General features: G+C 53.6%; 23 protein-coding genes and 2 tRNA genes. 16 read left to right on the top strand and 9 right to left on the bottom strand.

Annotated features, from left to right (window positions below; genetic code table 11):
* Positions 1-2 precede the first annotated feature (2 nt).
* Positions 3-683 carry a hypothetical protein gene (locus HOL66_15980; protein ID MBT5245733.1) on the top strand — a complete coding sequence of 227 codons (681 nt, stop codon included), beginning with the start codon at positions 3-5 and terminating at the stop codon, positions 681-683.
* A 26-nt stretch (positions 684-709) separates the two neighbouring features.
* Here HOL66_15980 and rpoH read toward each other — a convergent pair whose 3' ends face one another.
* Positions 710-1,600 (bottom strand): RNA polymerase sigma factor RpoH, encoded by an 891-nt coding sequence (rpoH, locus tag HOL66_15975; GenBank protein MBT5245732.1) that lies wholly within the window; start codon positions 1,598-1,600, stop codon positions 710-712.
* 121 nt (positions 1,601-1,721) lie between these two features.
* Positions 1,722-2,717 (bottom strand): RluA family pseudouridine synthase, encoded by a 996-nt coding sequence (locus tag HOL66_15970; protein MBT5245731.1) that lies wholly within the window; start codon positions 2,715-2,717, stop codon positions 1,722-1,724.
* A 19-nt stretch (positions 2,718-2,736) separates the two neighbouring features.
* On the opposite strand from HOL66_15970, the gene HOL66_15965 reads away from it, so the two are divergent.
* The 7 genes from HOL66_15965 (at position 2,737) to HOL66_15935 (ending at position 6,220) form a co-directional block, all read left to right on the top strand.
* Positions 2,737-3,111, top strand: a complete 375-nt coding sequence (locus tag HOL66_15965; protein ID MBT5245730.1) for a hypothetical protein — start codon at positions 2,737-2,739, stop codon at positions 3,109-3,111.
* Positions 3,108-3,548: a M67 family metallopeptidase gene (locus HOL66_15960; protein MBT5245729.1), complete on the top strand. Its 441-nt coding sequence runs from the start codon at positions 3,108-3,110 to the stop codon at positions 3,546-3,548. The genes HOL66_15965 and HOL66_15960 overlap by 4 nt, the downstream gene beginning before the upstream one ends.
* Positions 3,545-4,579 (top strand): low specificity L-threonine aldolase, encoded by a 1,035-nt coding sequence (locus tag HOL66_15955; GenBank protein ID MBT5245728.1) that lies wholly within the window; start codon positions 3,545-3,547, stop codon positions 4,577-4,579. Before HOL66_15960 ends, HOL66_15955 begins: the two co-directional genes overlap by 4 nt.
* 73 nt (positions 4,580-4,652) lie before the next feature.
* Positions 4,653-4,728: transfer RNA gene (locus HOL66_15950), tRNA-Glu, on the top strand.
* Between the two features lie 84 nt (positions 4,729-4,812).
* Complete coding sequence (locus HOL66_15945; GenBank protein MBT5245727.1) at positions 4,813-5,334, top strand: hypothetical protein; 522 nt, start codon at positions 4,813-4,815, stop codon at positions 5,332-5,334.
* A 173-nt stretch (positions 5,335-5,507) separates the two neighbouring features.
* The gene (locus HOL66_15940; GenBank protein ID MBT5245726.1) at positions 5,508-6,008 is read left to right on the top strand and encodes a hypothetical protein; all 501 of its coding nucleotides are present in this window, start codon (positions 5,508-5,510) and stop codon (positions 6,006-6,008) included.
* A 144-nt stretch (positions 6,009-6,152) separates the two neighbouring features.
* A tRNA-Glu gene (locus HOL66_15935) sits at positions 6,153-6,220 on the top strand.
* 142 nt (positions 6,221-6,362) lie between these two features.
* Here the strand turns inward: HOL66_15935 and HOL66_15930 are convergent.
* The gene (locus tag HOL66_15930; GenBank protein MBT5245725.1) at positions 6,363-7,175 is read right to left on the bottom strand and encodes an MBL fold metallo-hydrolase; all 813 of its coding nucleotides are present in this window, start codon (positions 7,173-7,175) and stop codon (positions 6,363-6,365) included.
* A gap of 494 nt (positions 7,176-7,669) precedes the next feature.
* On the opposite strand from HOL66_15930, the gene HOL66_15925 reads away from it, so the two are divergent.
* Entirely contained in the window at positions 7,670-8,059 is a 390-nt protein-coding gene (locus HOL66_15925) for a hypothetical protein (GenBank protein ID MBT5245724.1), read from the top strand.
* Between the two features lie 563 nt (positions 8,060-8,622).
* Here HOL66_15925 and glpB read toward each other — a convergent pair.
* From glpB to HOL66_15895, 6 genes are all read right to left on the bottom strand, one after another.
* Complete coding sequence (glpB, locus tag HOL66_15920; GenBank protein ID MBT5245723.1) at positions 8,623-9,909, bottom strand: glycerol-3-phosphate dehydrogenase subunit GlpB; 1,287 nt, start codon at positions 9,907-9,909, stop codon at positions 8,623-8,625.
* On the bottom strand, positions 9,906-11,507 hold the full coding sequence (glpA, locus tag HOL66_15915) for an anaerobic glycerol-3-phosphate dehydrogenase subunit A (GenBank protein ID MBT5245722.1): 1,602 nt from the start codon (positions 11,505-11,507) through the stop codon (positions 9,906-9,908). The genes glpB and glpA overlap by 4 nt, the downstream gene beginning before the upstream one ends.
* The gene (locus HOL66_15910) at positions 11,504-12,796 is read right to left on the bottom strand and encodes a (Fe-S)-binding protein (GenBank protein ID MBT5245721.1); all 1,293 of its coding nucleotides are present in this window, start codon (positions 12,794-12,796) and stop codon (positions 11,504-11,506) included. Before HOL66_15910 ends, glpA begins: the two co-directional genes overlap by 4 nt.
* A 16-nt stretch (positions 12,797-12,812) precedes the next feature.
* Positions 12,813-14,306 (bottom strand): glycerol kinase GlpK, encoded by a 1,494-nt coding sequence (gene glpK, locus HOL66_15905; protein MBT5245720.1) that lies wholly within the window; start codon positions 14,304-14,306, stop codon positions 12,813-12,815.
* A 43-nt stretch (positions 14,307-14,349) separates the two neighbouring features.
* On the bottom strand, positions 14,350-15,855 hold the full coding sequence (glpD, locus tag HOL66_15900; GenBank protein ID MBT5245719.1) for a glycerol-3-phosphate dehydrogenase: 1,506 nt from the start codon (positions 15,853-15,855) through the stop codon (positions 14,350-14,352).
* Positions 15,856-15,957: 102 nt separating this feature from the next.
* Positions 15,958-16,728: a DeoR/GlpR transcriptional regulator gene (locus HOL66_15895; GenBank protein ID MBT5245718.1), complete on the bottom strand. Its 771-nt coding sequence runs from the start codon at positions 16,726-16,728 to the stop codon at positions 15,958-15,960.
* A 163-nt stretch (positions 16,729-16,891) separates the two neighbouring features.
* Here HOL66_15895 and HOL66_15890 point away from each other — a divergent pair, with 163 nt between their 5' ends.
* From HOL66_15890 to HOL66_15860, 7 genes are all read left to right on the top strand, one after another.
* The gene (locus HOL66_15890) at positions 16,892-18,628 is read left to right on the top strand and encodes a carbohydrate ABC transporter substrate-binding protein (GenBank protein MBT5245717.1); all 1,737 of its coding nucleotides are present in this window, start codon (positions 16,892-16,894) and stop codon (positions 18,626-18,628) included.
* A gap of 162 nt (positions 18,629-18,790) precedes the next feature.
* Positions 18,791-19,852 (top strand): ABC transporter ATP-binding protein, encoded by a 1,062-nt coding sequence (locus HOL66_15885; GenBank protein ID MBT5245716.1) that lies wholly within the window; start codon positions 18,791-18,793, stop codon positions 19,850-19,852.
* Between the two features lie 11 nt (positions 19,853-19,863).
* Positions 19,864-20,931 (top strand): ABC transporter ATP-binding protein, encoded by a 1,068-nt coding sequence (locus HOL66_15880; GenBank protein MBT5245715.1) that lies wholly within the window; start codon positions 19,864-19,866, stop codon positions 20,929-20,931.
* 7 nt (positions 20,932-20,938) lie between these two features.
* Complete coding sequence (locus tag HOL66_15875) at positions 20,939-21,805, top strand: sugar ABC transporter permease (protein ID MBT5245714.1); 867 nt, start codon at positions 20,939-20,941, stop codon at positions 21,803-21,805.
* Positions 21,805-22,602 (top strand): carbohydrate ABC transporter permease, encoded by a 798-nt coding sequence (locus tag HOL66_15870; GenBank protein ID MBT5245713.1) that lies wholly within the window; start codon positions 21,805-21,807, stop codon positions 22,600-22,602. The genes HOL66_15875 and HOL66_15870 overlap by 1 nt, the downstream gene beginning before the upstream one ends.
* A gap of 16 nt (positions 22,603-22,618) precedes the next feature.
* Positions 22,619-22,900 carry a DUF2160 domain-containing protein gene (locus HOL66_15865; GenBank protein ID MBT5245712.1) on the top strand — a complete coding sequence of 94 codons (282 nt, stop codon included), beginning with the start codon at positions 22,619-22,621 and terminating at the stop codon, positions 22,898-22,900.
* Between the two features lie 122 nt (positions 22,901-23,022).
* Positions 23,023-23,700 (top strand): glutathione S-transferase, encoded by a 678-nt coding sequence (locus tag HOL66_15860; GenBank protein ID MBT5245711.1) that lies wholly within the window; start codon positions 23,023-23,025, stop codon positions 23,698-23,700.
* Positions 23,701-23,719: the final 19 nt, after the last annotated feature.

The raw sequence follows: 23,719 nt of genomic DNA, 5'->3' as shown, positions 1-23,719 counted from the left end.
CCATGGCCAATAAACCACAACCAGCGCCTCAGAAGGGCAATTTTAAACAAGGACAGTTAACCCTATGGCTATCTGTCGGATTTGTTGTGCTTGTGATTATGTCGCTGCCGACGGTGATGATCATATTCTTTGGATTACTGCCGACGATCGTCTCAGCCATTATCGACAGAACGCCCAAAAAGAACGCCACCTTCTGCATCGGCAGCATCAATCTTTGTGGTGTTTTCCCTTACATGATGGACCTGTGGCTTGGCGACAACACCATGGAAGGGGCAATGCGTATTCTTACCGACGTGTTCTCCCTGATTGTCATGTATGGTGCGGCTGCCTTTGGCTGGATGATCTTTCAATCATTACCGCCCGTCGTTGCCACGTTTGTTACGGTGATTGCCCAAAGCCGGGTTTCCAGTCTTCGTTCAACCCAACGGCAGCTGATTGACGAATGGGGTGATGATGTGGGGACGCCACAGGAAGTCCTGGATATGCGCGATCAACTTGGCGAAGAAGCGATTGAAGCCGCTGCCAACGCTGATCCAAACGCTGCCCCGGCCAGCACCGGCAATGCCGATACCGATGCCCTGCTAGATGGCATCGACAGTTTGCTTGGAGGCAATGGGAAACCGTCAAGTGCGCCACCCAGCTCGCCACCGGCTGCGGCGGGGACACCGCCAAAGACGGTTTAACCCGGATATGCTCTAACTTCCCCTTATCAACAGTTATATTGCTGATGGATAACGGCGCTTCTAACCGATTTCTTGACCTTCTCAAAAGCCCGCACTTCGATCTGGCGAACCCGCTCTCTGGAAATTCCATACTGCTGGCTTAATTCTTCGAGCGTTGTCGGATTGTCTTTGAGACGGCGTTCTTCAAGAATATGGGATTCCCGACCACTCAATCCTTCAAGGGCGCCGGCAAGCAATTCGCGGCGCTGGCCAAGAATCTCGTTTTCGGCGTAAACCTCTTCCTGGCTGTCGTTATCATCTTTCAGCCAATCCTGCCATTGTCCTTCACCATCGCCATCAAGGCTTAGTGGCGCGTTCAGTGAATGATCTGCCCCGGCCATACGTCGGTTCATGTTTATCACTTCGGTTTCTGAAACTTTCAAACGGGTGGCGATTTCGGTGGTGTGCTCGGGCGTCATGTCGCCTTCTTCAAATGCCTGAATCCGGCCTTTAAGCTTACGCAGGTTAAAGAATAATTTCTTCTGTGCCGCTGTCGTTCCCATTTTCACCAGTGACCATGAATGCAGGATGTATTCCTGAATGGCCGCCCGGATCCACCACATGGCGTAGGTAGAAAGGCGAAAACCCTTTTCAGGGTCAAAACGGTTGATGGCCTGCATCATGCCGACGTTGCCTTCAGAAATCAGCTCGCCAACCGGCAATCCGTATCCGCGATAACCCATGGCAATTTTCGCGACAAGCCTGAGATGGCTGGTGACAAGCCGATGGGCGGCGTCATTGTCGGCGAAGTCGCGCCATTTTCTGGACAGGCGACCTTCCTCTTCAAACTCGAGCATCGGGAATTGTCTGATTTCCTGAAGATAGCGGCTTAAATTGCCTTCGGGGGTGGTATCAAAATTGAGTGATAAAGAACCCATTTTTCTTCTCCTTAAACTTTTTTATTCCCTCAAGTTCAAGGCAAAAATAACCTGAACCGCACATCATCCCCATAATGTGCGATCACAATACCCGACGAATTTGCTCAAGTATAGAAAAAAATTAAATGGCCTTCAATTTTTCTATCAATCTATTGAAATACTTTGGTAATTCTCCTTCAAAGCGAAGGGGGTCTTCCCCCTGTTTAGGGATAAAACCAAGTAATTTAGCATGTAATATTTGATGATCTATGGCGTCTATTTCCGCCAGCAATTCGGTGCTCAGACCGCGCCGCCCGGCCTTGCCCCCACCCCCGTATAATGGATCGGCCACAACCGGGTGGCCAAGCCAGGCCATGTGAACCCTGATCTGGTGGGTGCGCCCGGTAGCCAGGCGACATTCAACCAGGCTGATGGCCCCGCCGTAGGATTTAAGAACCTTAAAGCGGGTCAGCGCCGTTTTGCCGCCGCTCTTTACGACAGCCATTTTCTTGCGATTGGCCGAACTGCGCCCGATATTTCCCGAAATCTCGCCTTGCGTGGGCTTTGGTATCCCCCAGACCAGGGCATAGTAGGCGCGTTCAACAGACCTGTCGGAGAATTGCTCGCTTAACAGATGATGGGCGGCGTCATTCTTGGCGACAACCATCAAGCCGCTGGTTCCCTTATCCAGCCGGTGGACGATGCCTGGCCTTTCTACACCGCCAATCCCCGACAAGCCGCCACCCCCGGTGTCACGGGCATGACCAAGCAGGGCGTTAACAAGAGTGCCGTCAGGACTGCCCGGGGCCGGATGAACGACAAGGCCCGCCGGTTTGTCGATGACGATGACGTCTTCGTCCTCGTAGACAATGTCCAGCGGGATAGACTGGGGCCGGGGAATGGCGGCGATGGCAGGGGGCACATGGACGCTCACAACCTGCGCCTCCTGCACTTTCACGGACGGATCCAGGAGCGTTTTTTCACCCAGGCCGACCCGGCCTTCTTCGATTAAGGCCTTGATGCGGGTGCGCGATAAATCCGGCAACTCATTTGCAAGAAATTTATCAAGACGGCAGCCGGTCTTGCCGGGAGGCACCGTAACGGTGTAAGTGGTTGCTGGATTTTCTTCTGTCATCATTGGAAGACTGTACAGGATTATGCAGGCACTCAAGGGTTTAGTCGTCGGATTGACCATTCTTATTATCGTCGCCATGACGGTCATCGCTTACGGACTCTATCGTAAAGCGGATGAACCGGACTTCAAGTTCTTCTCCTTTGGCGGCGAAAAAGCCCCGCAGGAGGCCGGCCAGCCCGCCATTGTTCCAGGCCCGGCAGCCCAGCCCGGGGGCCTGCCAAAGGCCTTCGGCGAGGTCATGCTCTCCCTGCCCGAAGGCTGCGTTATTGCCAGTGTCACGGGTGACGGTGCCCGCATGTTCCTGAAAATCGGCCCCGTCGGGGGTACCTGCGAGCGCGTCATCGTCGTTGACGCCAGCAACGGCGCTTTGCTGGGAACCCTTAAGGTCACCCCATGATTTCAATCGCCAACGCCTTGATGGCCGAAATCACCACGGCAGCCGAAGCGGCCTATCCCGATGAATGTTGCGGCCTGTTATCAGGATTTGGCGAAGCCGATAAAACCCTGACCATTACCGGAGTCCATACCAGTGACAACGTTACCGATGGAACAGCGCGGGACCGCTTCGAGGTTGACCCGAAAATCCGTTTCGATGTGATGCGTGAACTGGAAGGCGGTCCAGAGCGGATTGTCGGCCATTATCATTCCCATCCCGATCACCCGGCGCAGCCATCCGAATACGACTTGAAAATGGCCTTCGAGCCTGATCTGCTGTGGTTTATTGTCGCCGTTGACGAGGGCCGGGCGACCGAAACGACGGCCCACAGGGTTGACGCGGACGCTACTGCCTTCCATGAAATACCGATAACCACCGACCTTAAGGACCCGTCATGAACTTCTGTAGCGATAACGTCACCTGCGCCTGCCCGGAAATTGCCGCCGCCGTTATGGCCGCCAATGATGGTGCGGCCATGCCTTACGGCGCAGATGCCACCACCGGCACGGTCGAGCAAACCATCGCTGATCTGTTCGAGACCACGGCTGATGTTTTCCTGGTCGCTACCGGAACCGCCGCCAACGTTCTTGCCCTGTCCGTACTGGCCCCGCCATACGGCAGTATCTATTGCCACCCCGAAGCCCATATTGAAGTCGATGAATGCGGCGGGCCTGAATTTTATACCGGCGGTGCTAAACTGGTGCAGCTGCCCGACAGGAACGGCAAAATCACTGCGTCCGATTTGGCCGATGCCTTAAAGGACGAGCACGGCGATGTGCACCACGTCAAACCCACCGCCGTCAGCCTGTCGCAAACGTCAGAAACTGGTGCCGTCTACACCCTTGATGAAATCACGGCGATCACAGCCGTTGCCCACGAACACGGCCTGAAAGTCCACATGGACGGGGCGCGTCTGGCCAATTCCGTCGCCGCCCTGGGCTGTACCCCTGCAGAAATGACCGTCAAGGCGGGCATCGATGTGTTGTCATTCGGGGCGTCCAAAAACGGCGCTTTTGCGGCAGAGGCCGTCGTCATGTTCACACCCGGTCTGGCCGATGAATTCGCCTACCGGCGCAAGCGCGGCGGCCACCTGTTTTCAAAAATGCGCTTTCTGGCCATCCAGTTCGAAACCTATCTGAAAGACGGCCTGTGGCTGAAAATGGCGGGCCACGCCAATGACTGCATGAAAACCCTGGCCCAGGGCTTAAGCGAGATCGGCGATGTGGAATTGCTGTTTCCAACCAATGCCAACATGCTTTTCGCCCGCCTGCCCAACACCATGATCGAAGGCCTGCGAAGCGCCGGCTTCGCTTTCTATGACTGGCCGGCCGAGGAGCGCTCGATCATTCGCCTGATCACCGCCTTCAACACGGACAAGGCCGACACCGAAGCCTTCGTCGCCGAAGCCCGCAGACTTTCCAACCAGTAAGCCATAAGACCTAAAAGACCTTGCCCGACTTCCGGCAAGCCTGATATTGATAAACCCATTGCCACAGCCCATGGTCCCCTTCGTCTAGAGGCCTAGGACACCGGCCTCTCACGCCGGCAACACGGGTTCGAATCCCGTAGGGGACGCCAATTTGGGAACTTTGGGAATTTTTTGGGAACTTTTTAATAATGGGATTAGCCATATTAAATTTACCTAAGCTGTGAATATAATTAATGGCAAGTGACGCTCCTTTTCAACTCGGCGCTCAAATGGTCTTGGAAGACTGTCGAGAAGCCTTGCGCCTTTTGGAGGAGCAGCCCTCAGGAACCACTTGGCGAGTCCAGTGGTCTGCATGCTGCACCCTTCTCCGAACTGTTCGAAATGTCCTTTTTGAAGTGGATATTAAGGATGACACTCATCCGCCCGAGTTAGTAAAAGAAGTTCAATCATTTCGAGATGGAATGAAGGCCAGCGAGCCTGAGCCCAAAATCTATTGGGGCTTTATCGCTGAGAGCGCGAATATCATTCTTCATGAATACGATCTACATGCAGGGCAGGGCATTACAATCCATGTTGGTGCAAACATAGAGGCCGGAGAAGCTCCGCACACTCGATCCTATCCCATTCACGACGGTCCTTTCGAAGGCCAAGATCAACGAGATGTTGTTCGAGAAGCCATTGATTGGTGGGAAAAGCAACTTGAAGAAATAATCATTAAAGCCGCTGCCAGGTCTATTGCTACACTTTTGGATTGAAGGCGTTGATGCTGCATCACTTCCAGGATAATGGCGCCCGTACATGAGCCCCTGCCAAACGAAGCCGGACAAGAAAATAAATATGTATGAATGAGGGCTTTGCCTCTACTTTCAGGAGTGAATTTATGGCAATTTACTGCCGTTAAAATAGCAGCACTGAAAGGAGAGTTCGAATGGCACATAAGCCAGCAAAAAAAGCTTGGGAGTTTTCTATTTCCGCCTTGGTTATAGCCGAATTGACTGCCTTTACCGGCATTTCCATCGACTTGACAAATCACGCGTTGACCTCGAGCGCATATGAATGGAGTGCATTTCAGCGCTCGGGATCACTTATCGTTATTATCGCAATTCTTTTCGCCTATGCTTCTATCCACAATTGGCTCCTCTCGTACAAGGCGCAGATTAATGACTATTTCGAAAGCAACCTCTCCATACTTGGAGAAATCGTCCGGGAGAAAATACATATACCAGAAGATAAATTTGATAAAGTTGTTGAGGATACGGAAAACAAACTCAGAGATGAGTGGAAAGATTTCCAACCATATCTTGGAGATATGCTGAATGCGAGCAAGCGGCTTTTCTATCGGATCGAATTCTTGCTCCTAATCGCCGGAACATTCATTTGGGGATTTGGAGATCTCACACCTTGTCTCTTGAGAATTATTTCTAGTTAGGTCGTCGGTGGGGGTCAATTTATTGCGGCAACAAAGGGAAGTTGATATATACGCCGCGCGCGGCGGGAAAACGCAACGGGAACAATTATTAAATCCGTATGAATTTACGTGAATTCACATGAATTTTGAAGTTCCCAACACCGCAGAATTCTGGGAATTTCCCCCGGCCTCTCACGCCGGCAACACGGGTTCGAATCCCGTAGGGGACGCCAATATTTTCAATGCATTAGCCGCCTATCCGAGCGGCCTCTGTGGTTTTTGTCCAATAATTGTCCAATAAGCACCCCTGAGCAGGGATGAACAGGCGCGTACATAATTCAACCACCCGGCTCGGTTACGTGAACATGGAAACCATTACTCGGAACTAATTTTGTAGCTTTCGCCAATTTTTAGGATGTGAAGTCGGTGGTCGGGGATACCCGCCTCACGCCCAGCTTTAGCGAAGCGAATGGGCGGTTCTTCTATCGGTTCCTTCGTCATCACGATGTTGCCCCAATGCATGGCAACTAGATGATGGATTCTCATATCCTGGGAAATTTGAACTGCCTCTTCCGGATTGATGTGGACGCGTTGGAAAAAATAGTCGGGGTGATATGCCCCTATGGGTAAAAGTCCCACATCAAATGGCCCGTAGATTTGCCCCAGTTCGGCGAAAACCTCTCCGTAAGCGGTATCTCCGGCAAAGAACAATTTGGTTTTTTCCGATTTGATCTTGAATCCACACCAGAGCGATTGGTTGCTGTCCTTCAAGCCGCGCCCCGAACCGTGCACAACGGGCAGTGCACGAACCTCGACGTTGCCGAACACAGAGGTCTGATGCCAATCAAGTTCCTTGACGATTGAAAACCCCAAACCCCGTAGAAGGTCTCCTACTCCCAACGGCACCAGAACCTGCATTTTGTCCTTATTTTGCAATCGGCGGAGGGTCCGCTCGTCAAGATGGTCATAGTGATTGTGAGAAATTAAAAGAATATCGATCGGCGGCAACTGATCTATGCGCAATGCTGGTCCCGAATGCCGCTTCGGTCCAAAAGGTGGGTACGGAGATGCGTATTTGGTCAGAAAGGGGTCGGTCAGAATGGTCAGTCCGCCCTGGCGAACAAGAAATGTGGAATGCCCCAGCCAGGTCACTCCCTCGCCCTCACCCAGAGCATGAAAGCCACTCATTGTTTCTCCTGGGCTTAGAGTCAGTTTGTTCGAGGGCTTCGGCCCGGGCAAGAATGAAGAAATCATCAAACGCCAGATAAATAGTTTCCATTCCCATTGCGTTCCACCCGGCGGGCGCGGGGCTGATCCAGGGGGATTTCTGTATTTTTTCTCTACTGTCCTGTCCGGTGCTGGCAAAGATGTATCCTTGAAAAATAGGGGTGTGATGCCCGTCACTGATAAATATTGGGAACTGTGCTCTTATAATCGAGTCAGGGGCAACCCCCTCCCCATGCGCTTCATGCGCGCCTCTGACATCCCTGTTAAACTCGCCGGGCCTTCGGGTCCGGTTTTTTATATCCCGTGACAGTAGCGCCAATAGCGTCAATAGGTCGTTAAAAACCACCTGGAGCGAATACATCCAGTTGACGAGGCGCTACAACGGGCATAAATCATAAGAAAGGCATTAGTTGTGTTTGGCCCCCCTCTTCTCCTGCCAAAGGAGCCGTTGAGCCATGATCAATATCGCTCCCCTCGATTACGAACGATACCTAGCCTTGGTCGGGCCGTTTCCGCTCACCCAGACGGTGGCGAAGGCCGCGCCTTCGACGACCCATATTGAGGAGCTACCCCAAATAAGCAAGCGGATGGATCTTTGGCATGAGTTTTCAGCGGAAGGAGAACTTGAGAGAGCTAGGCTCGCACAGCAGGGAAGACAAAGGACGATACGACCGCCGGTACACACCGGGCCGGAGGCCGAAGTGGCGTGGAACATGGCGATAGAAACCGCCAGCGACATGAGCATTGGCGGTGAAACGCTAAACACTCCTTCTCTGAGGGTTGCTGCAAACCTCTACCGGCCCGTTATCGATACCCAACCGCCTGCTATCATTGAAACTGCCTGAGAAGGTGGGGATTCGAATGAGGGGAGATTCGACTATATTCACCATGTCAGCCCATGCTGAATATTGGAACAAACAATTGGACATATCTAGCATCATTGGCCGTCTGTTATGTCGGCTTGGGTTTCATGATTTCCAAATTGTTGGGGCCAATTTTGGCTTCAGTAACGATGATAATGTTGAAAAAATTCAATGCCGCCGCTACGAAGTACTCTACTCTCGTCAAGTTTAAGCCACAGAAGTCGCCCGACGTTCACACCGACGAGGCTGTGTAGGAGGCGTTGGTTGTTCTCCATGCCCCGTGACAATAGCGCCAATAGCGTCAATGGACCCGATGTCGGAATGCCCGAGGGAGGCTTTGGCGCACAAATACTAATCCGGAATCAATGTCCACTATCCGGCAGTAAGTAGACATCATTTGGTGTCTGGTTAATAGTCTGCTTATGACCCGAAGCGGACATTTCAGGGAGTAAATTGAATCAATAATGTGGGTTTAAATTTGGAGAATTATCTGGTCACCATTTGACTATGATATGTCGATAAATTTCATTTATTAAATTTTCCGGTCAAGGTTTCCGATTCAGGATATTCGTCACCGCTTCTACCGCTTTATAGGCGCTGGTGATGGCGACGCTGGCGCCGCAACGCTGCCGGACCCAGTCCTGATGCGCCAGTACGACACCGGCGGCGAACAGGCGTTCGCTGACAGGGCGCCCTTCTGCCTTTAGCGGTCGATAGTGGTCATCAACTTCAATGCCTGAGCGATTGATCGGGTGCCCGTTCGGATCGAAATAATCGGGGCTGTGCCAGGCGTTGCGGCATTCCGGTTGGGTTACCGGAATGCCCACCAGAGGTTCGCGAACACAATTGCGATCGGCAGAAAGTCCACCGGACAGGAACCGGCCGGTGGCGAGTATGGCGGCCTGTGAACGAATGACAATCTCGCCAAAACTGTCTTCCAGATAAACAACGACGCCGTCTTCATCGAGGTCAATCCGGTTGGTTTTATGTTGCGGCACCAGCATCAGGCCCTTTGTTGGCAGTATTCCTTCAAACAATTCCCGAAGACGAATGCCCGGCACGGCCGGCGGCATGGTCGGAATTTCGAACAACGTCACATCGATGAGTTCCTCCATATGCGCGTGCACGGCGCTGGAGGCATGAATACCCAGAATAGCTGGAAGACCAACGGCTTTGGCATTGCCGAGAACCGCCTTGAGGCGTTCTGCCAAAAGCTTTCGGTTCGCCGCGACTTCAAGGGCGCGGGCCATGACCTCAGCATAAATCGGCGCACCGCTTTCCATGTCCGGAAAGGTCAGGGTCTCAGCACGAATATCCGGCCAGGAGGGAGAAAGGTTCGCCACCATCTCTTTTGCACTGAAGCCCTGCAAACCCGTGAAATCGACAATCAAAGTTGGTGTTTTGTTTTGCGCGGCTTCGACACCCGCAAGCATGGTTTTCGGGATCGAGAACGTCGGCTTGACGACGCCACCCGGCAATAAGGCCTTCACGTTGGTATCGCCGGGTTGGCTGTAGTCGAGGCCCATATCGCTGAGTGTCTTAATGAACAAAGAATAAGCCTCACGGATTGTCTCATCGCCAATTCGAGACAACGGATGGTTAGGTTCGTTCCGGCGCAACGCCGCCAGACCCTGCCAAGGATCATCCAAAATACTGCCTGCCTCACAACCGAGCAGATCGAGGTAACCGCTGGTGTAGGCAACCGCCCCGGTATTTCCGATCTGCGCCGTCGCAAGGCCACGATCGAGCGCGAATATGCTGGCGGCGAACCCTGCAAGTCCCGAACCGATCACCGTCAACTGGGTGCTGTGATCTCTTAATTGCCGTTTCATGTTGCTGACCCGGACTCGTCGTCCTTTTCAAGGTCGAGTCCCAGAAGCCCACAATGGATGGCCTCCGCCAGTTCCATCTGCGGCATCTGTTTGTCCCACAAGACTGGGCGCACACCCTTAAACCTTTCGGCCACGAAATCGCGCATGTGCTCGTGTCCTTCAATTCCCTCATAGACGCCCCGGTCATAAAGGTATGAAGAAACCCGCGCGGCACAGAACGAGCCCTGACAAGCACCTTTGCCGACGCGTGAACGCAGTGCGATGGCGCGCAGGGTCATATGACTTTCTGCTCCGGGCGCCGTTTCGACTATTTCATCAATCGCCGAGCGCGGCACCATTTCACATTCACACAAGATGGCGTCGCTAGGGTCGTTGCGCTGATACCAGTAGCGTGGCGCATATCCGGGTTCGGTCCAGCGCACGCTGTCACCCGCAGGCAGAGGCTCGCTCGCCGTCTTGCATGGGACATCCTTGCCCATGCGGAACGCCACAAGGTCGCCGGTTTTTTCCGCCATCAGCCGATATGTCGTCAGCTTGCCGCCGACAAGAGAGGCGAAATTGCTCAAGCCCTGATCCTCGTGATTAAAAAGCCTGAAACCGCGGCTCGCTTTGCGGCCGTCGGCTCCCGCCTCCGATGATTGCAGCAGTGGGCGCACGCCGCAAAAGGCGCGGATGAAACGCGTATTTTGCAGACCGGGCAACATGGGAATGCCTTCATTCAGGATATGATCAACCTCATCCACGGTTGGCCGCAATCCTTCAGGGCTATCGACCCTGTCAGATGTCGTCCCCAAAATAGAGACGGTGCCGCCGGGCACCAGAATGTCGCCATCTCCCGGTGAGCGCAGGCGGTTGACGACGCCGTTGGTGATTCGCGAATTGCTGATGATCAGGGTGCCTTTGGCGTACAGAAGATCAACATCCGTGCAGCCTGCCAGTCGAGCCACATTCTTCGCCCAGGCCCCTGTCGCATTGACCACCTGTTTGGCGCGAATGCGCACTCTCTCACCTGAACGAATATCGCGACACAAGGCGCTCTGGATCAATCCATCTTCTATTTCAAATTCAGCGGCCTCTGTGTGAGGCAGGTACTGACTATCTGTCAGTTGTTGAGCATGATTGACGTTTCCAAGTGTGATGTGGAACGGATCAACGGTGGCGTCCGGCACACTGTAGGCGGCGAATATTTTTTCTGACAGGCCGGGTTCCTTTTCCCTGGCTTCGGCGGGGCTTAGCGAGTGACAATCGATGCCCGCCTTGGCGCAGTGTTCGGGGAAATGCTCAGCAAAGTCCGGGTCGTCACCCTCGACGGCGACGAACAGCCCGCCACAATCATCAATACATTCCGGAGCCAGTTTTTTGAGTATGTTACTTTCGATCCGGCATTCGGCGGCGGTCTCCCAGTCCGTCGAGGCGTAACGCCCACCGCTGTGCAGAAGGCCATGATTGCCGCCCGACGCTCCGGCATTCAGGTCTTTGCGTTCAATCAGCAGGCAGTGGAAACCACGCAACGCCAAATCGCGCATGATGCCCGTTCCGGTGACACCACCACCGATGATCAGGACCGCGGTCTCGTATTCTTTATCGAACGTGCTCATGGCAACCCTATTTCCATTAGCTCTGGGCCCAGATACTTGCGTTCGTTTTCACCAAGAATACCGAGCGACAGGCAAATCAGGGTCCAAAAATGGATGACCCGATAGTCGCCACCGTAGACCTCGCCAATGTCGGTAATCTGGGAATGGCAGTTGTGACAGGGGGTGAGAACGTACTCGGCCTGCGTCACCGCAATCTGATCGAACTTGCGTTTGCCATAGGCACGGCGCTGATCGTTCATGCCCGCTTGCAGGAAACCGCCGCCGCCGCCACAACAGTAGTTGGCGCTGCGGCAAGGCTGCATATCGATGACATTGTCCGCCCCAACCAGTGCCCTTGCGACATAACGCAGATCATCGGCCACAGGGTCGCCAATGGATTTGCGAACCAGTTGGCATGGATCCTGGATTGTGAATTTGATATTGCCGGTGTTCCAGTCAGCGTTGACGGGAAGCTTTCCTTCCCTGATCCATTGGGCGTAGTAGCTAATCAGGCTGGCGGCCTCGAAGTTGGCTTCCAAGCCAAAGCGCTCAACCCCGGCCCACATGGTGTAAAAGGAATGACCGCATTCGGTATTGATCCAGACCTTGCAGTCGAGTTCGTTGACGGCATCAACCCGCTGTTTGACCATTTCCTTCCAGGTTTTCTCGTCGCCCGTAAACATGCAAAAGTTTTCCGCCGCCCAGCCTTTTGAGGCATAGGTCCAGTCCGCGCCGACATAGTCGAAAATTTTCCACAAGGGCCCCAGTTCCTCAGGCTCGACAGCCGGTTCCCTTGAATTCTGGTTGACGAAAAAGGTTGCGCCTTTTTTGTCCATAGGGACTTGCAGGTCCTTGAAGCGCGGATCTTCCTGCTGCAATTCTTCAACGGTTTCTTCGATAATTTCGACGAAATCGTCCGGCATCACCCCCATGGCGCTGGTGCTTTGCGACATCATTTGGGCCTCGCAGGATCGCACAATACCTTGTGGCTTCTTTTCCTTCGGCCAAGCCCCGCGGGCGTAGCCGACCAGAATGGAAACGTCGATGTTCATCGGACAGACGTAGGCACAGCGCCGACACATGGTGCAGGTCCAAATCCAAGGTGTGTTGGAAAGTTCCTCGTTCATGCCGAGCATGGCCATTCGGATGAAGCGTCTGGGGTCTATGCCATACAAGCCAGAGGCAGGGCAACCGGACGAACATAATCCGCAGGCGAGACAAGAATCATAGCTGGCGTTGCCGGGAAGAAGCTCATGAGCCTTCGCCATGAAGTCGATCGTCGGGGTCCTGATGTCTTCTTGTGCGCCCATAGTAATTCTTCCGTGGTTAGGTATCACTCAACGTTCGACGAACGGCATCTTTCCATCCGCTGTAACGTTGTTCGCGTTTTCCGGCATCGAGTTCAGGGAGGAAGCGTTGTTCAAGTGCCCAGGTCTTGGCGAAACCCTCAAGGTCGGGGTAGACACCCGCGTGCATCCCGGCAAGGTACGCCGCCCCGAGCGCGGTGGTTTCCTGAACTTGCGGACGGTCGACCGGTGCGCCGAGGATGTCGGAAAGAAATTGCATGGTCCAGTCAGAAGCGGTCATTCCGCCATCGACCCTAAGCACGGTATCAGAACCCGCCCCCGACCAATCGCCTTTCATGGCCTCCAGCAAATCACGGGTTTGAAAGCCCACACTTTCCAAAGCGGCGCGGGCCAATTCCTCAGGGCCTGTACCGCGGGTAATGCCGTAAAGCGCGCCGCGCGCCTCCGCATCCCAATAAGGCGCTCCCATGCCGACGAAAGCGGGCACCAGGAAAACCTCCTGATTGTCGTCAGCTTGCTGGGCCAGTTCACCCGATTGCGCTGCATTATCGATAACCTTCAAACCATCGCGAAGCCACTGCACGGCGGCCCCGGCGATGAAGATAGAACCTTCCAACGCATACGTCGGTTTGCCATTCAGTTGATAGGCAATGGTAGTTAAAAGCCGGTTGGTGGAAGCGACCGGGGTCACGCCGGTATTGAGAACTGCGAAACATCCCGTTCCATAAGTGGACTTCATCATTCCTGGTTTGAAGCAGGCCTGACCAATTGTCGCCGCCTGCTGGTCACCGGCAATGCCGCAAACGGCTATAGGACCGCCGAACAAGTCGGGATCCGTGACGCCGTAGTCGTCCGCACTGTTTTTGACCTCTGGCAACATCGACATCGGCACCCGAATCAGGTCGCACATTTCCTGCGACCAACACCCTTCATGGATATCATAGAGCAAGGTCCGGCTGGCGTTGGTCGCGTCCGTCGCATGGATCTTGCTGCCGCTTAAGCGCCACAGAAGAAAACAATCGATTGTACCGAAGGCCAGTTTGCCGGCCTCCGCTGCAGCGCGAGCGCCATCGACCTTATCGAGTACCCAGGCAGCTTTGGTTCCCGAGAAATAGGGGTCGAGCAAGAGCCCTGTACGGGCGGATGCCATAACCTCGTTTCCCCCGGCTTTTAATTCCTGGCACATTTCTGCGGTGCGCCGGTCCTGCCAGACGATGGCTCGATGCAGAGGTTCACCTGTTTCGCGGTCCCAGATCACCGTCGTTTCACGTTGGTTGGTGATCCCGATGGCGGCGATATCCGCCGCACCGATGCCTGCCTTGGCGATGGCGTCCCGGCATGTCGAAACGGTGGTTTGCCAAATGTCTTCCACTTCGTGTTCGACCCAACCCGATTGGGGAAAGTGCTGTTCAAACTCTTCCTGGGCTACCGCCACCGGCGTTTGGGCGCCATCAAAAACAATCGCACGCGAAGATGTCGTCCCCTGGTCAATGGCAAGAATGTATTCCGGCATTTTGTATCCTCCTGATAGAGACCGTAACTTCGATGAAGAATTATTAGCCTTCCAAGCGACCCCTTAGCCAGGATGAAAGATTTGTTACGTCCTGGCTCTTCATTCTAAGCCCCAGTTTGCTTCGTCGCCAGAGAATGTCCTCAACTGTTTGCGCCCATTCGTTCTCTAATAAGTACTCGACCTCACATTGATAAAGTCCGGCCCCAAAATGCAATCCAAGATCGCCTGGAGTTGTTGCCTCTCCCAGGAGCGTAGTTGTCCGCGTTCCATAGGTGCGTATGAGACGGTCAATTAATTCTGAGGGCAGTGCGGCGTACTTTTTCTCCAATGTTTCTTTCAAAGCGCTGAGCCCATCAATAGGGAAGTCTCCACCAGGCAAGACGGCGCCGCTGGTCCAGGATTGCTTCATCATCGGCAGCCAGGGTTTCAGTTTCCCCAGCACCTCTTCCGCCAGACGCCTGTAGGTCGTTATTTTTCCACCAAAAATATTGAGTACAACAGCGTTTTCCTGATCCCCATCCAGTTCGAGAACGAAATCCCGTGTCGCTTCCTGGGCTTCGGAAGATCCGTCATCGTAAAGCGGTCGGACGCCGGAATAGGACCACACCACGTCTTCCGGCGAAATGGGCTTTGAGAAATACTCACCAATGGCGTCACACAGATATGCGACTTCCTCGTCATCGGCTATCACATCTTCCGGTCGCCCGGAGTAATCCAAATCGGTTGTGCCGACCAACGTGAAATCATGCTCATAGGGGATCGCGAAAATGATCCTTCTGTCCGGGTTCTGGAATATATAAGCACGGTCATGATCAAACATGCGCGGGACAATAATGTGGCTGCCCTTGACCAGACGTATTCTGGAAGTGCTGCTGATGGCAATACGGTCGGAAATAACATGACCGACCCAGGGACCGCTGGCATTAATCAGGACACGGGAGCGTATGGTCGAGCGCACCCCCGTCCGGACATCGTCAACTTCCAGGCGCCATTCCTGACCCTCACGTTTCGCCGAGACGATTTCGTTACGGGTTTTGATGGTCGCTCCCTTATCGGCGGCGGCCATGGCGTTTAATACGACAAGCCGAGCGTCATCGACCCAGCAATCGGAATATTCGAAACCTTTGGTAAAAACCGATTGCAAAGGCCCCCCGACGGGCGAGGTGCGAAGATTGACGAAGTTGGACCCAGGTAAGCGCTCACGCCCCCCCAGGTGGTCATAGAGAAAAAGGCCCAGCCTGATCAACCACGCCGGACGCAGGTCTTTGGCATGGGGCAAAACAAAGCGTAGCGGATGAATGATATGCGGAGCCATGCCCCAAAGAACTTCACGTTCGCGAAGGGACTCACGAACCAAACGAAATTCATAATACTCCAGATAACGCAATCCACCGTGGATAAGCTTTGTCGATGCCGATGAGGTGCCGTTGGCCAGATCATCCTTTTCCGCCAGATAGACGGATAGACCTCGCCCGACAGCGTCACGGGCAATGCCACAGCCGTTGATCCCGCCACCGATAATGGCGATATCGTAAAGGGCTTTGCTCACTTTTCCTCCCGGCACAGCTCATATGGGTGCTTACATTGCGTAATGGGAGAACTTTATTTGAAGAAAAACGAACCGACAACGAAAATAAACGAAGATTATAATTTATATTTCTTCGACGACAATCAGATCGACGTCGTTTTCTTTACATACCGCCGCAAAGGAAGATGGCGGTGGATTGTCCGTGACAAAACTGGAGAGCTGGGAAATGTGGCCAATGCGTACCGGAGCAGAGCGTTCGAACTTCGTGCTGTCGGCAACAAGAATGCAGTGTCGGGCATTTTCGATGATGGCCTGGGCGACTTTAACTTCACGGTAATCATAGTCGAGAATGGAACCATCTTCATCAATGGCAGAGGCGCTCACAATGGCGTAATCCATTTTGAACTGACGAATAAAATCAACCGTTGCCTCGCCGACAACGCCGCCATCTGTCGGACGGACGAGTCCACCAGCGATAATAACTTCGATGTCCGCCGCTCCTTGCAACGTATTGACAACATTAATACTATTCGTGATAACGAGGATGCCGTGTTTGCCTCTCAGGGCATGGGCAACTTGCTCGGTCGTCGTGCCGATGTTAATCATCAACGAGCTGTTGTCGGGTATTAACGAGGCGGCCTTGAGAGCTATGCGTCGCTTCTCGTCTGACGCCAATACCCGCCTGGCCTCATAATCATAATTAGTGACACCGGAAATAAGGACGCCGCCGCCATGAACACGTTGCAGAATTCCCCTGTCACACAGTTCATTTAAATCCTTGCGGATCGTCTGCGGAGTCACATCAAAGTGCTCGGCAAGATCATCGACAATGACCCGCCCCTGATGCCTGGCTCGATCTACGATATCATGTTGGCGATGTGATACAGGCTTCATTGTGTTTCCAGGAGCAGGGCATCCAGTGGTTTCGTCATCCAAAGTAATCAAACCTTATGAAAAACGCAAACCCCAGCATCGAAAAATTTCATTTGACCTTCGTTTTCTTTCGGTTGATAGTTTGTGGGAGATTACACAAAAAACCTATAAAGGGAGAATCTACATGAATGCGCGATTACTCGCCGCTGTAACAGGTGCGGCGTTTCTGATGTCTGCAGGCGTTAGCCAAGCGGGCACCGCAGAAGCAAAAAAATGGGTGGAGAGCGAATTCCAGCCATCGACATTATCCCAAGCCGATCAAATGAAGGAAATGGAGTGGTTTATCAAGGCTGCTGCTCCTTTCAAGGGAATGGAAATCAACGTTCTGTCGGAAACCATTCCGACCCACGAATACGAATCCAAAACCCTGACAAAAGCTTTTGAAGATATCACCGGCATCAAGGTCAATCACCAGCTGCTTGGTGAAGGTGAAGTCGTTCAGGCGGTTCAGACACAGATGCAGACGGGACGTAATCTGTACGATGCCTACATTAACGACTCCGATTTAATTGGTACGCATTCCCGCCTGCAACTAGCCGTCAATCTGACAGACTGGATGGCCGGCGAAGGTAAAACCGTCACTAATCCCATGCTCGACATCGACGATTTCATGGGCAAATCGTTCACCACCGGTCCTGATGGCAAACTCTATCAGTTGCCTGACCAGCAGTTTGCGAACCTCTACTGGTTCCGTAAAGACTGGTTCGACCGTTCAGACCTGAAAAAACAGTTCAAAGCCAGATACGGCTACGATCTTGGCGTTCCGGTCAACTGGTCCGCCTATGAAGACATCGCCGAATTTTTCAGCGTTCACGTTAAGAATATCGATGGAAAACGTATCTACGGGCATATGGATTACGGCAAGCGCGCACCCGACCTGGGTTGGCGCATGACCGATGCCTGGCTGTCGATGGCCGGTGCCGGCTCCAAAGGCCTACCCAACGGCGTCCCCGTCGACGAATGGGGCATCCGCATGGAAGCCGGTTCGTGCAACCCCGTCGGTGCTTCGGTGTCGCGTGGTGGTGCTGCGAACGGACCAGCCGCTGTTTACGCAATCCGCAAATGGGACGAATGGCTTCGCAAGTATGCCCCTCCGGGTGCTGCAAGCTATGACTTCTATCAATCCCTGCCTGCCCTCTCCCAGGGCAATGTTGCCCAGCAGATCTTCTGGTATACCGCCTTTACGGCCTCCATGGTGGCGCCTAAGAGCGACGGCAACAACACGGTCGATGACAGCGGCAAACCGCTGTGGCGCATGGCCCCGTCTCCGCATGGTCCCTACTGGGTCAATGGGCAGAAACTGGGTTATCAGGACGCCGGTTCCTGGACATTATTCAAGTCCACCCCGGTTGATCGCCGCAAGGCTGCCTGGCTGTTCGCACAGTTCGCCGTTTCCAAGACCGTTTCTCTCAAGAAAACCCACGTCGGTCTGACCCCGATCCGCGACAGTGACATCCGTCATAAATCGTTCACGGACCGGGCCCCGAATTTGGGTGGTCTTGTTGAGTTCTATCGTTCTCCCGACCGCGTGCGGTGGTCGCCGACCGGCATTAACGTTCCTGATTATCCCAAGCTGGCCCAGATTTGGTGGCAGCAAATCGGTGACGTGAACTCCGGTGCGTTCACCCCGCAACAAGCCATGGACCGTCTGGCGACAGAGATGGATCTGGTTATGTCCCGTATGCAGGCAGCCGACGAAAAGGCCAATGTCTACGGTGGTTGTGGTCCGCGCCTGAACAAAGAGTCCGACCCGTCGGTCTGGCTCAACAAGCCCGGCTCACCGAAAGCCAAAGTCAACGAGAAGCCGCAGGGCGAAACCATCAACTATGATGAACTCGTCAAACGGTGGAGCAAAAGCTAAGAGCGATATCTTAGCATAGCTCTGGAATTTCCCGGGGGGCGCACCACGCCCTCCGGGTTACTTCCCTAATCAGGTTATTTCATTTACTTTGACGCAATGATGAATTCTTTACCTCTGCCTGACGCCGTATCTAGGCTGGCAGGGGGCGCGGGACCTCTGAGAATGACTTTAGAGCTAAAAAACGTCGTCAAAAGAGTTGGAGCAGATACCCATATCTATGACACCAATCTCACCCTTGAAAGCAATGAGTTTAATATCCTTTTAGGAACGACTCTGGCAGGCAAGACGACCCTGATGCAATTGATGGCGGGTCTGGAAACACCAACATCCGGCGAAGTCTGGTTCAACGGTGCGAACGTCACCGGAACCCCTGTTCAGAAACGCAACGTTTCTTTTGTTCATCAGCAATTTATCAACTATCCCCTTTTTAACGTATTTGAAAATATCGCCTCTCCCCTGCGGGTCGCCCGCTTTTCAATAAAGGAAATCGAAGAGCGAGTCGGCAACGTCGCAGGCCTTTTAAAGCTGACAGCCATGCTGGGTCGTAAGCCGAGCGAACTTTCCGGCGGCCAGCAACAACGCACGGCCTTGGCGCGCGCCCTGGTCAAGGACGCCGATCTGGTGCTGCTTGATGAGCCGCTGGCAAACCTGGATTACAAACTGCGCGAGGAACTGCGCGACGAGCTACCCAAGATGTTCCAGGATCGCGAGTGCACGGTTGTATATGCCACAACGGAGCCGTCCGAGGCCCTGCTGTTGGGCGGACACACCGCAACCTTGAACGAAGGCCGCGTTACACAGTTTGGCAAAACGCCGGAGGTCTATCGTCAGCCTACCGATCTACTGACGGCGCAGGTGTTCTCGGACCCCCCCATCAATGCAGTCGAGGTCCAGCTTTCAAACGGTCGTTTTATTCTCAACGATCAGGTCAGTTGGCCCGCCTCAGGCATAAACCTAGTCGACGGCGCTTACCGTATGGCCATTCGCCCGCATTACGTGACCCTGAACCCGGCCCCGGATAAAGACGTAAAACTGCAAGGCCGGGTGCTGGTTGCCGAACTCAGCGGGTCGGAAAGTGTCGTCCACTTTGACGTTGGCGGCTCCTCATGGGTGTCCCAGTCTCCGGGCATTCGAACTATTAAAGTCGGCCATACGATGGAATTCCACCTCGACAGCAGCCAGTGCCTGTACTTTGGCGAAAACAATCAGTTTGTTGCGGGGTAGGGGGGCTTAAGATGTCAAAAATCAGCTTGAAAAATCTCCGCCACAGTTACATGGAGCAACCGTCCTGCGATGCCGATTGGGCATTGAAGGAAATGAGTTTTGACTGGTCGGATGGCGGAGCCTATGCGCTCCTGGGCCCGTCCGGTTGCGGCAAGACAACATTGCTCAATATTATTTCCGGTCTCGTGAAACCAACCCAGGGCGAAGTCTGGTTTGGCGATGATGAGGTTTCCGACCTGTCGGCGGATCAGAGAAATATAGCCCAGGTTTTCCAGTTCCCCGTCGTCTATGACACCATGACCGTCTACGACAATCTGGCCTTCCCCCTGCGCAATCGCGGCGTGGCTAAGGCCGAGGTCGACAGCAAGGTTCGTGAAATCGCCGAGATGCTGGATTTGAGCGAAACCCTGATGACACGGGCCGCCGGACTGACGGCTGACGGCAAACAGAAAATTTCACTTGGACGCGGCCTTGTGCGTTCCGACGTTAACGCAATCCTGTTCGATGAGCCGCTGACCGTCATTGACCCGCATCTGAAATGGATTTTGCGATCCAAGCTCAAGGAGTTGCATCAGCAAATCGGCAACACCATGATTTATGTGACCCATGACCAGACGGAGGCCCTGACCATCGCCGACCAGGTCGTTGTCATGCAGGATGGTGAGGTCGTCCAGATTGGCACGCCGGTCGAGCTTTTCGAGCGCCCGCAACATACCTTCGTCGGCCACTTCATTGGTTCTCCCGGCATGAACCTGCTGTCCTGCGCGATTGAGAATGGACAGCCTGTTTATGGCGGTGGATCCATTGAAACGACTCACAAGGTCGACATCAAGGACCCGGCCGCCAAACTGGAAATCGGCATTCGTCCCGAGTTCATCAGTTTCGCCGAATCCGGTGTTGCTGTCAGCGTCGAAAAAATCAGCGACGCCGGGCGTTTCAATATCGTTGAGACCCGCCATGGTGAAGATGTCATCAAGCTGCTGGTGCCCGATGGTTCCTCTGTTCCCTCGGAAAATGCTTTTTTGAAGTTCAACCCGGATCATACACGTGTGTACGCCAACGACTGGATGGTTTCCTGAGGTTCATATGAATAACAAAACCACAAATCAGAAGGCCTGGTTCTTCGTTCTTCCGGTCATCGTTCTTGTCGCCTTCAACGCCATCATCCCGTTGATGACCGTCGTCAATTATTCGGTGCAGGAAACCTTCGGCAACAATGTTTTCTTCTGGGAAGGCGTTAAGTGGTTCGAGGAGGTTTTGAATTCTGATCGCTTCCACGATTCACTCGGTCGGCAGTTGACGTTCACCGGCATTATCCTCGCAATAGAAATCCCCTTGGGTGTCGCCATCGCCCTGACCATGCCCAAGAAAGGTATGTGGGTTTCCGTTTGTCTTGTCTTCATGGCGATGCCGCTGTTGATCCCCTGGAACGTCGTCGGCGCGATGTGGAATATTTTTGCCCTACCCGATATCGGTCTGCTTGGTCACGGTCTCAACGCCATGGGCTTCAATTACGACTATACCCAGCAACCGCTTTCGGCCTGGTTCACAATCATCCTGATGGATGTTTGGCACTGGACGTCACTGGTCGTGCTGTTGGCCTATGCGGGCCTGCGTTCAATCCCGGATGACTATTATCAGGCCGCCAAGATTGATGGCGCCAGCTCCTGGGCCGTGTTCCGTCATATTCAATTGCCGAAAATGAAACGGGTTTTGACCATCGCCGTCCTGCTTCGTTTCATGGACAGTTTCATGATTTACACCGAGCCCTTCGTGTTGACCGGCGGCGGCCCCGGAAACTCAACGACCTTCCTGTCGATTGACCTGGTGAAAGTAGCGCTGGGTCAGTTTGATCTGGGTCCTGCAGCCGCCATGTCGTTGATCTACTTCCTGATCGTCCTGCTGGTCAGTTGGGTGTTCTACACATTGATGATGAAAAACGAGAGCCAGTGATGAAAAAGAAGAGCATCGTTCCCGTCATTTATATCGTCTGCCTGATGTTGCCGATTTACTGGCTGGTAAAAATGTCGTTCATGACCACTAACGAGATTCTCGGCACCTTCTCGTTGTGGCCCCGTGAATTTACACTGGAAAACTACGTCAAGATTTTCACCGACCCGACCTGGTACAACGGCTACTTCAATTCCCTTACCTATGTCGGCATCAACACCGTGATTTCTGTTAGCGCCGCCCTTCCTGCGGCTTACGCCTTTTCGCGGTTCAACTTTTTGGGCGACAAGCATTTGTTCTTCTGGCTGCTGACCAACAGGATGGCCCCGCCTGCTGTTTTCGCCCTACCGTTTTTCCAGCTCTACTCGGCGGTCAACCTGTTCGACACCCCCTTGGCTGTCGCCCTGGCCCACTGCCTGTTCAACATCCCGCTCGCCGTGTGGATATTGGAAGGCTTTATGTCGGGCGTACCGAAGGAACTGGATGAAACGGCTTACGTCGATGGATATTCCTTCTGGCGCTTCTTCACACGCATCTTCATCCCGACGATCGCCGCCGGTATCGGTGTCACCATGTTCTTCTGTTTCATGTTCTCGTGGGTCGAATTGCTGTTGGCAAAAACGCTGACGTCCGTCGCCGCCAAGCCGATTGCCGCCACCATGACCCGAACGGCCAGTACGTCGGGCTATGAACTGGGATTGTTGGCGGCTGCCGGAACCCTGACAATTATACCGGGTGCTTTCGTGATCTACTTTGTCCGTAACTACATCGCCAAGGGATTCGCCCTCGGGCGCGTATAGAAAGGGAGGACGAAAAATGGGTTTATCCTGGATGGCGTGGACCTGGCCGACGGCGGCTTTTTTCATCTTCGTTGCTTGCGCCATCAGCCTGATGGGCTTCCTGGAGTGGCGACGCCCCGGTGGCGCACCGCGTCACGGCATCCTGACGCTGGACACCACACGCGGCGACCGCCTGTTCATCACATTGCTTGGCAGCGCCTTTATTTTTCTGATTTGGCTAGCCCTGATGGGAACACCCCTTTGGGGTGCGTTGATAATTTCCATCGCCTATGGTATCGCCGTGTTTCGCTGGGTATAGAATTGTCCACTAATTGAAGTATTATCGAATTTATATCCAGTCCTCTGTATGCCCACCTTGCAGCACTTCAATTTGGTATAAAAATGGACTAGATGACATCAGAAGCGACTGCAGCGACAAGCATGAAAGATACCCAGCTTCCCATTCTTTATTCCTTTAGGCGCTGCCCTTACGCTATGCGGGCGAGGCTGGCGCTGAGCATCAGTGGCCAAAAATGCATTCTCAGAGAAATTGTCTTGCGGGACAAGCCAAAGGAAATGCGCGATGTGTCGGCCAAGGCGACTGTTCCCGTTCTGGTGTTACCAGATGGCAGCGTTCTGGAAGAAAGTCTGGATATCATGTTGTGGGCCTTGGAAAAGCACGACCCGCAACATTGGCTTTCCCCAAAAATCGGCAGCCTAGATGACATGAAAGAAGTGATGGCCTGCAATGATGGCGCTTTCAAAGATCATTTGGACCGCTACAAATACGCGACCCGATACGATCCAGGAACCGACCCGATTTACCACCGTGGCGAAGGAACTGTTTTCTTAAAATTCCTGGAGGAACGGCTAGGGTGTCATCGGCAGTTATTCGGCGACAAACCGGCTTTGGCAGACTTTGCCCTCTTTCCTTTCGTTCGTCAGTTCGCCAACACCGACCGGGATTGGTTCGACAAACAACCCTTTCCGCATTTGCAGAAATGGCTCTCGGATCATCTGGCTTCTGACTTGTTTTCCGGCATTATGATAAAATGGTCCATCTGGACCCCTGATGCTGCTGATGTTCTCTTTCCGGATGTTGCATCGGAACCCCGTTAAATAGGGACATGGGCCTTAA

It is taken from the genome of Rhodospirillaceae bacterium, from assembly GCA_018662005.1.
Taxonomy (GTDB): domain Bacteria; phylum Pseudomonadota; class Alphaproteobacteria; order Rhodospirillales; family JABHCV01; genus JACNJU01.
The sequence above is the reverse complement of the archived record's forward strand: the minus strand, read 5'-3'. Positions and strand labels throughout refer to the sequence as shown.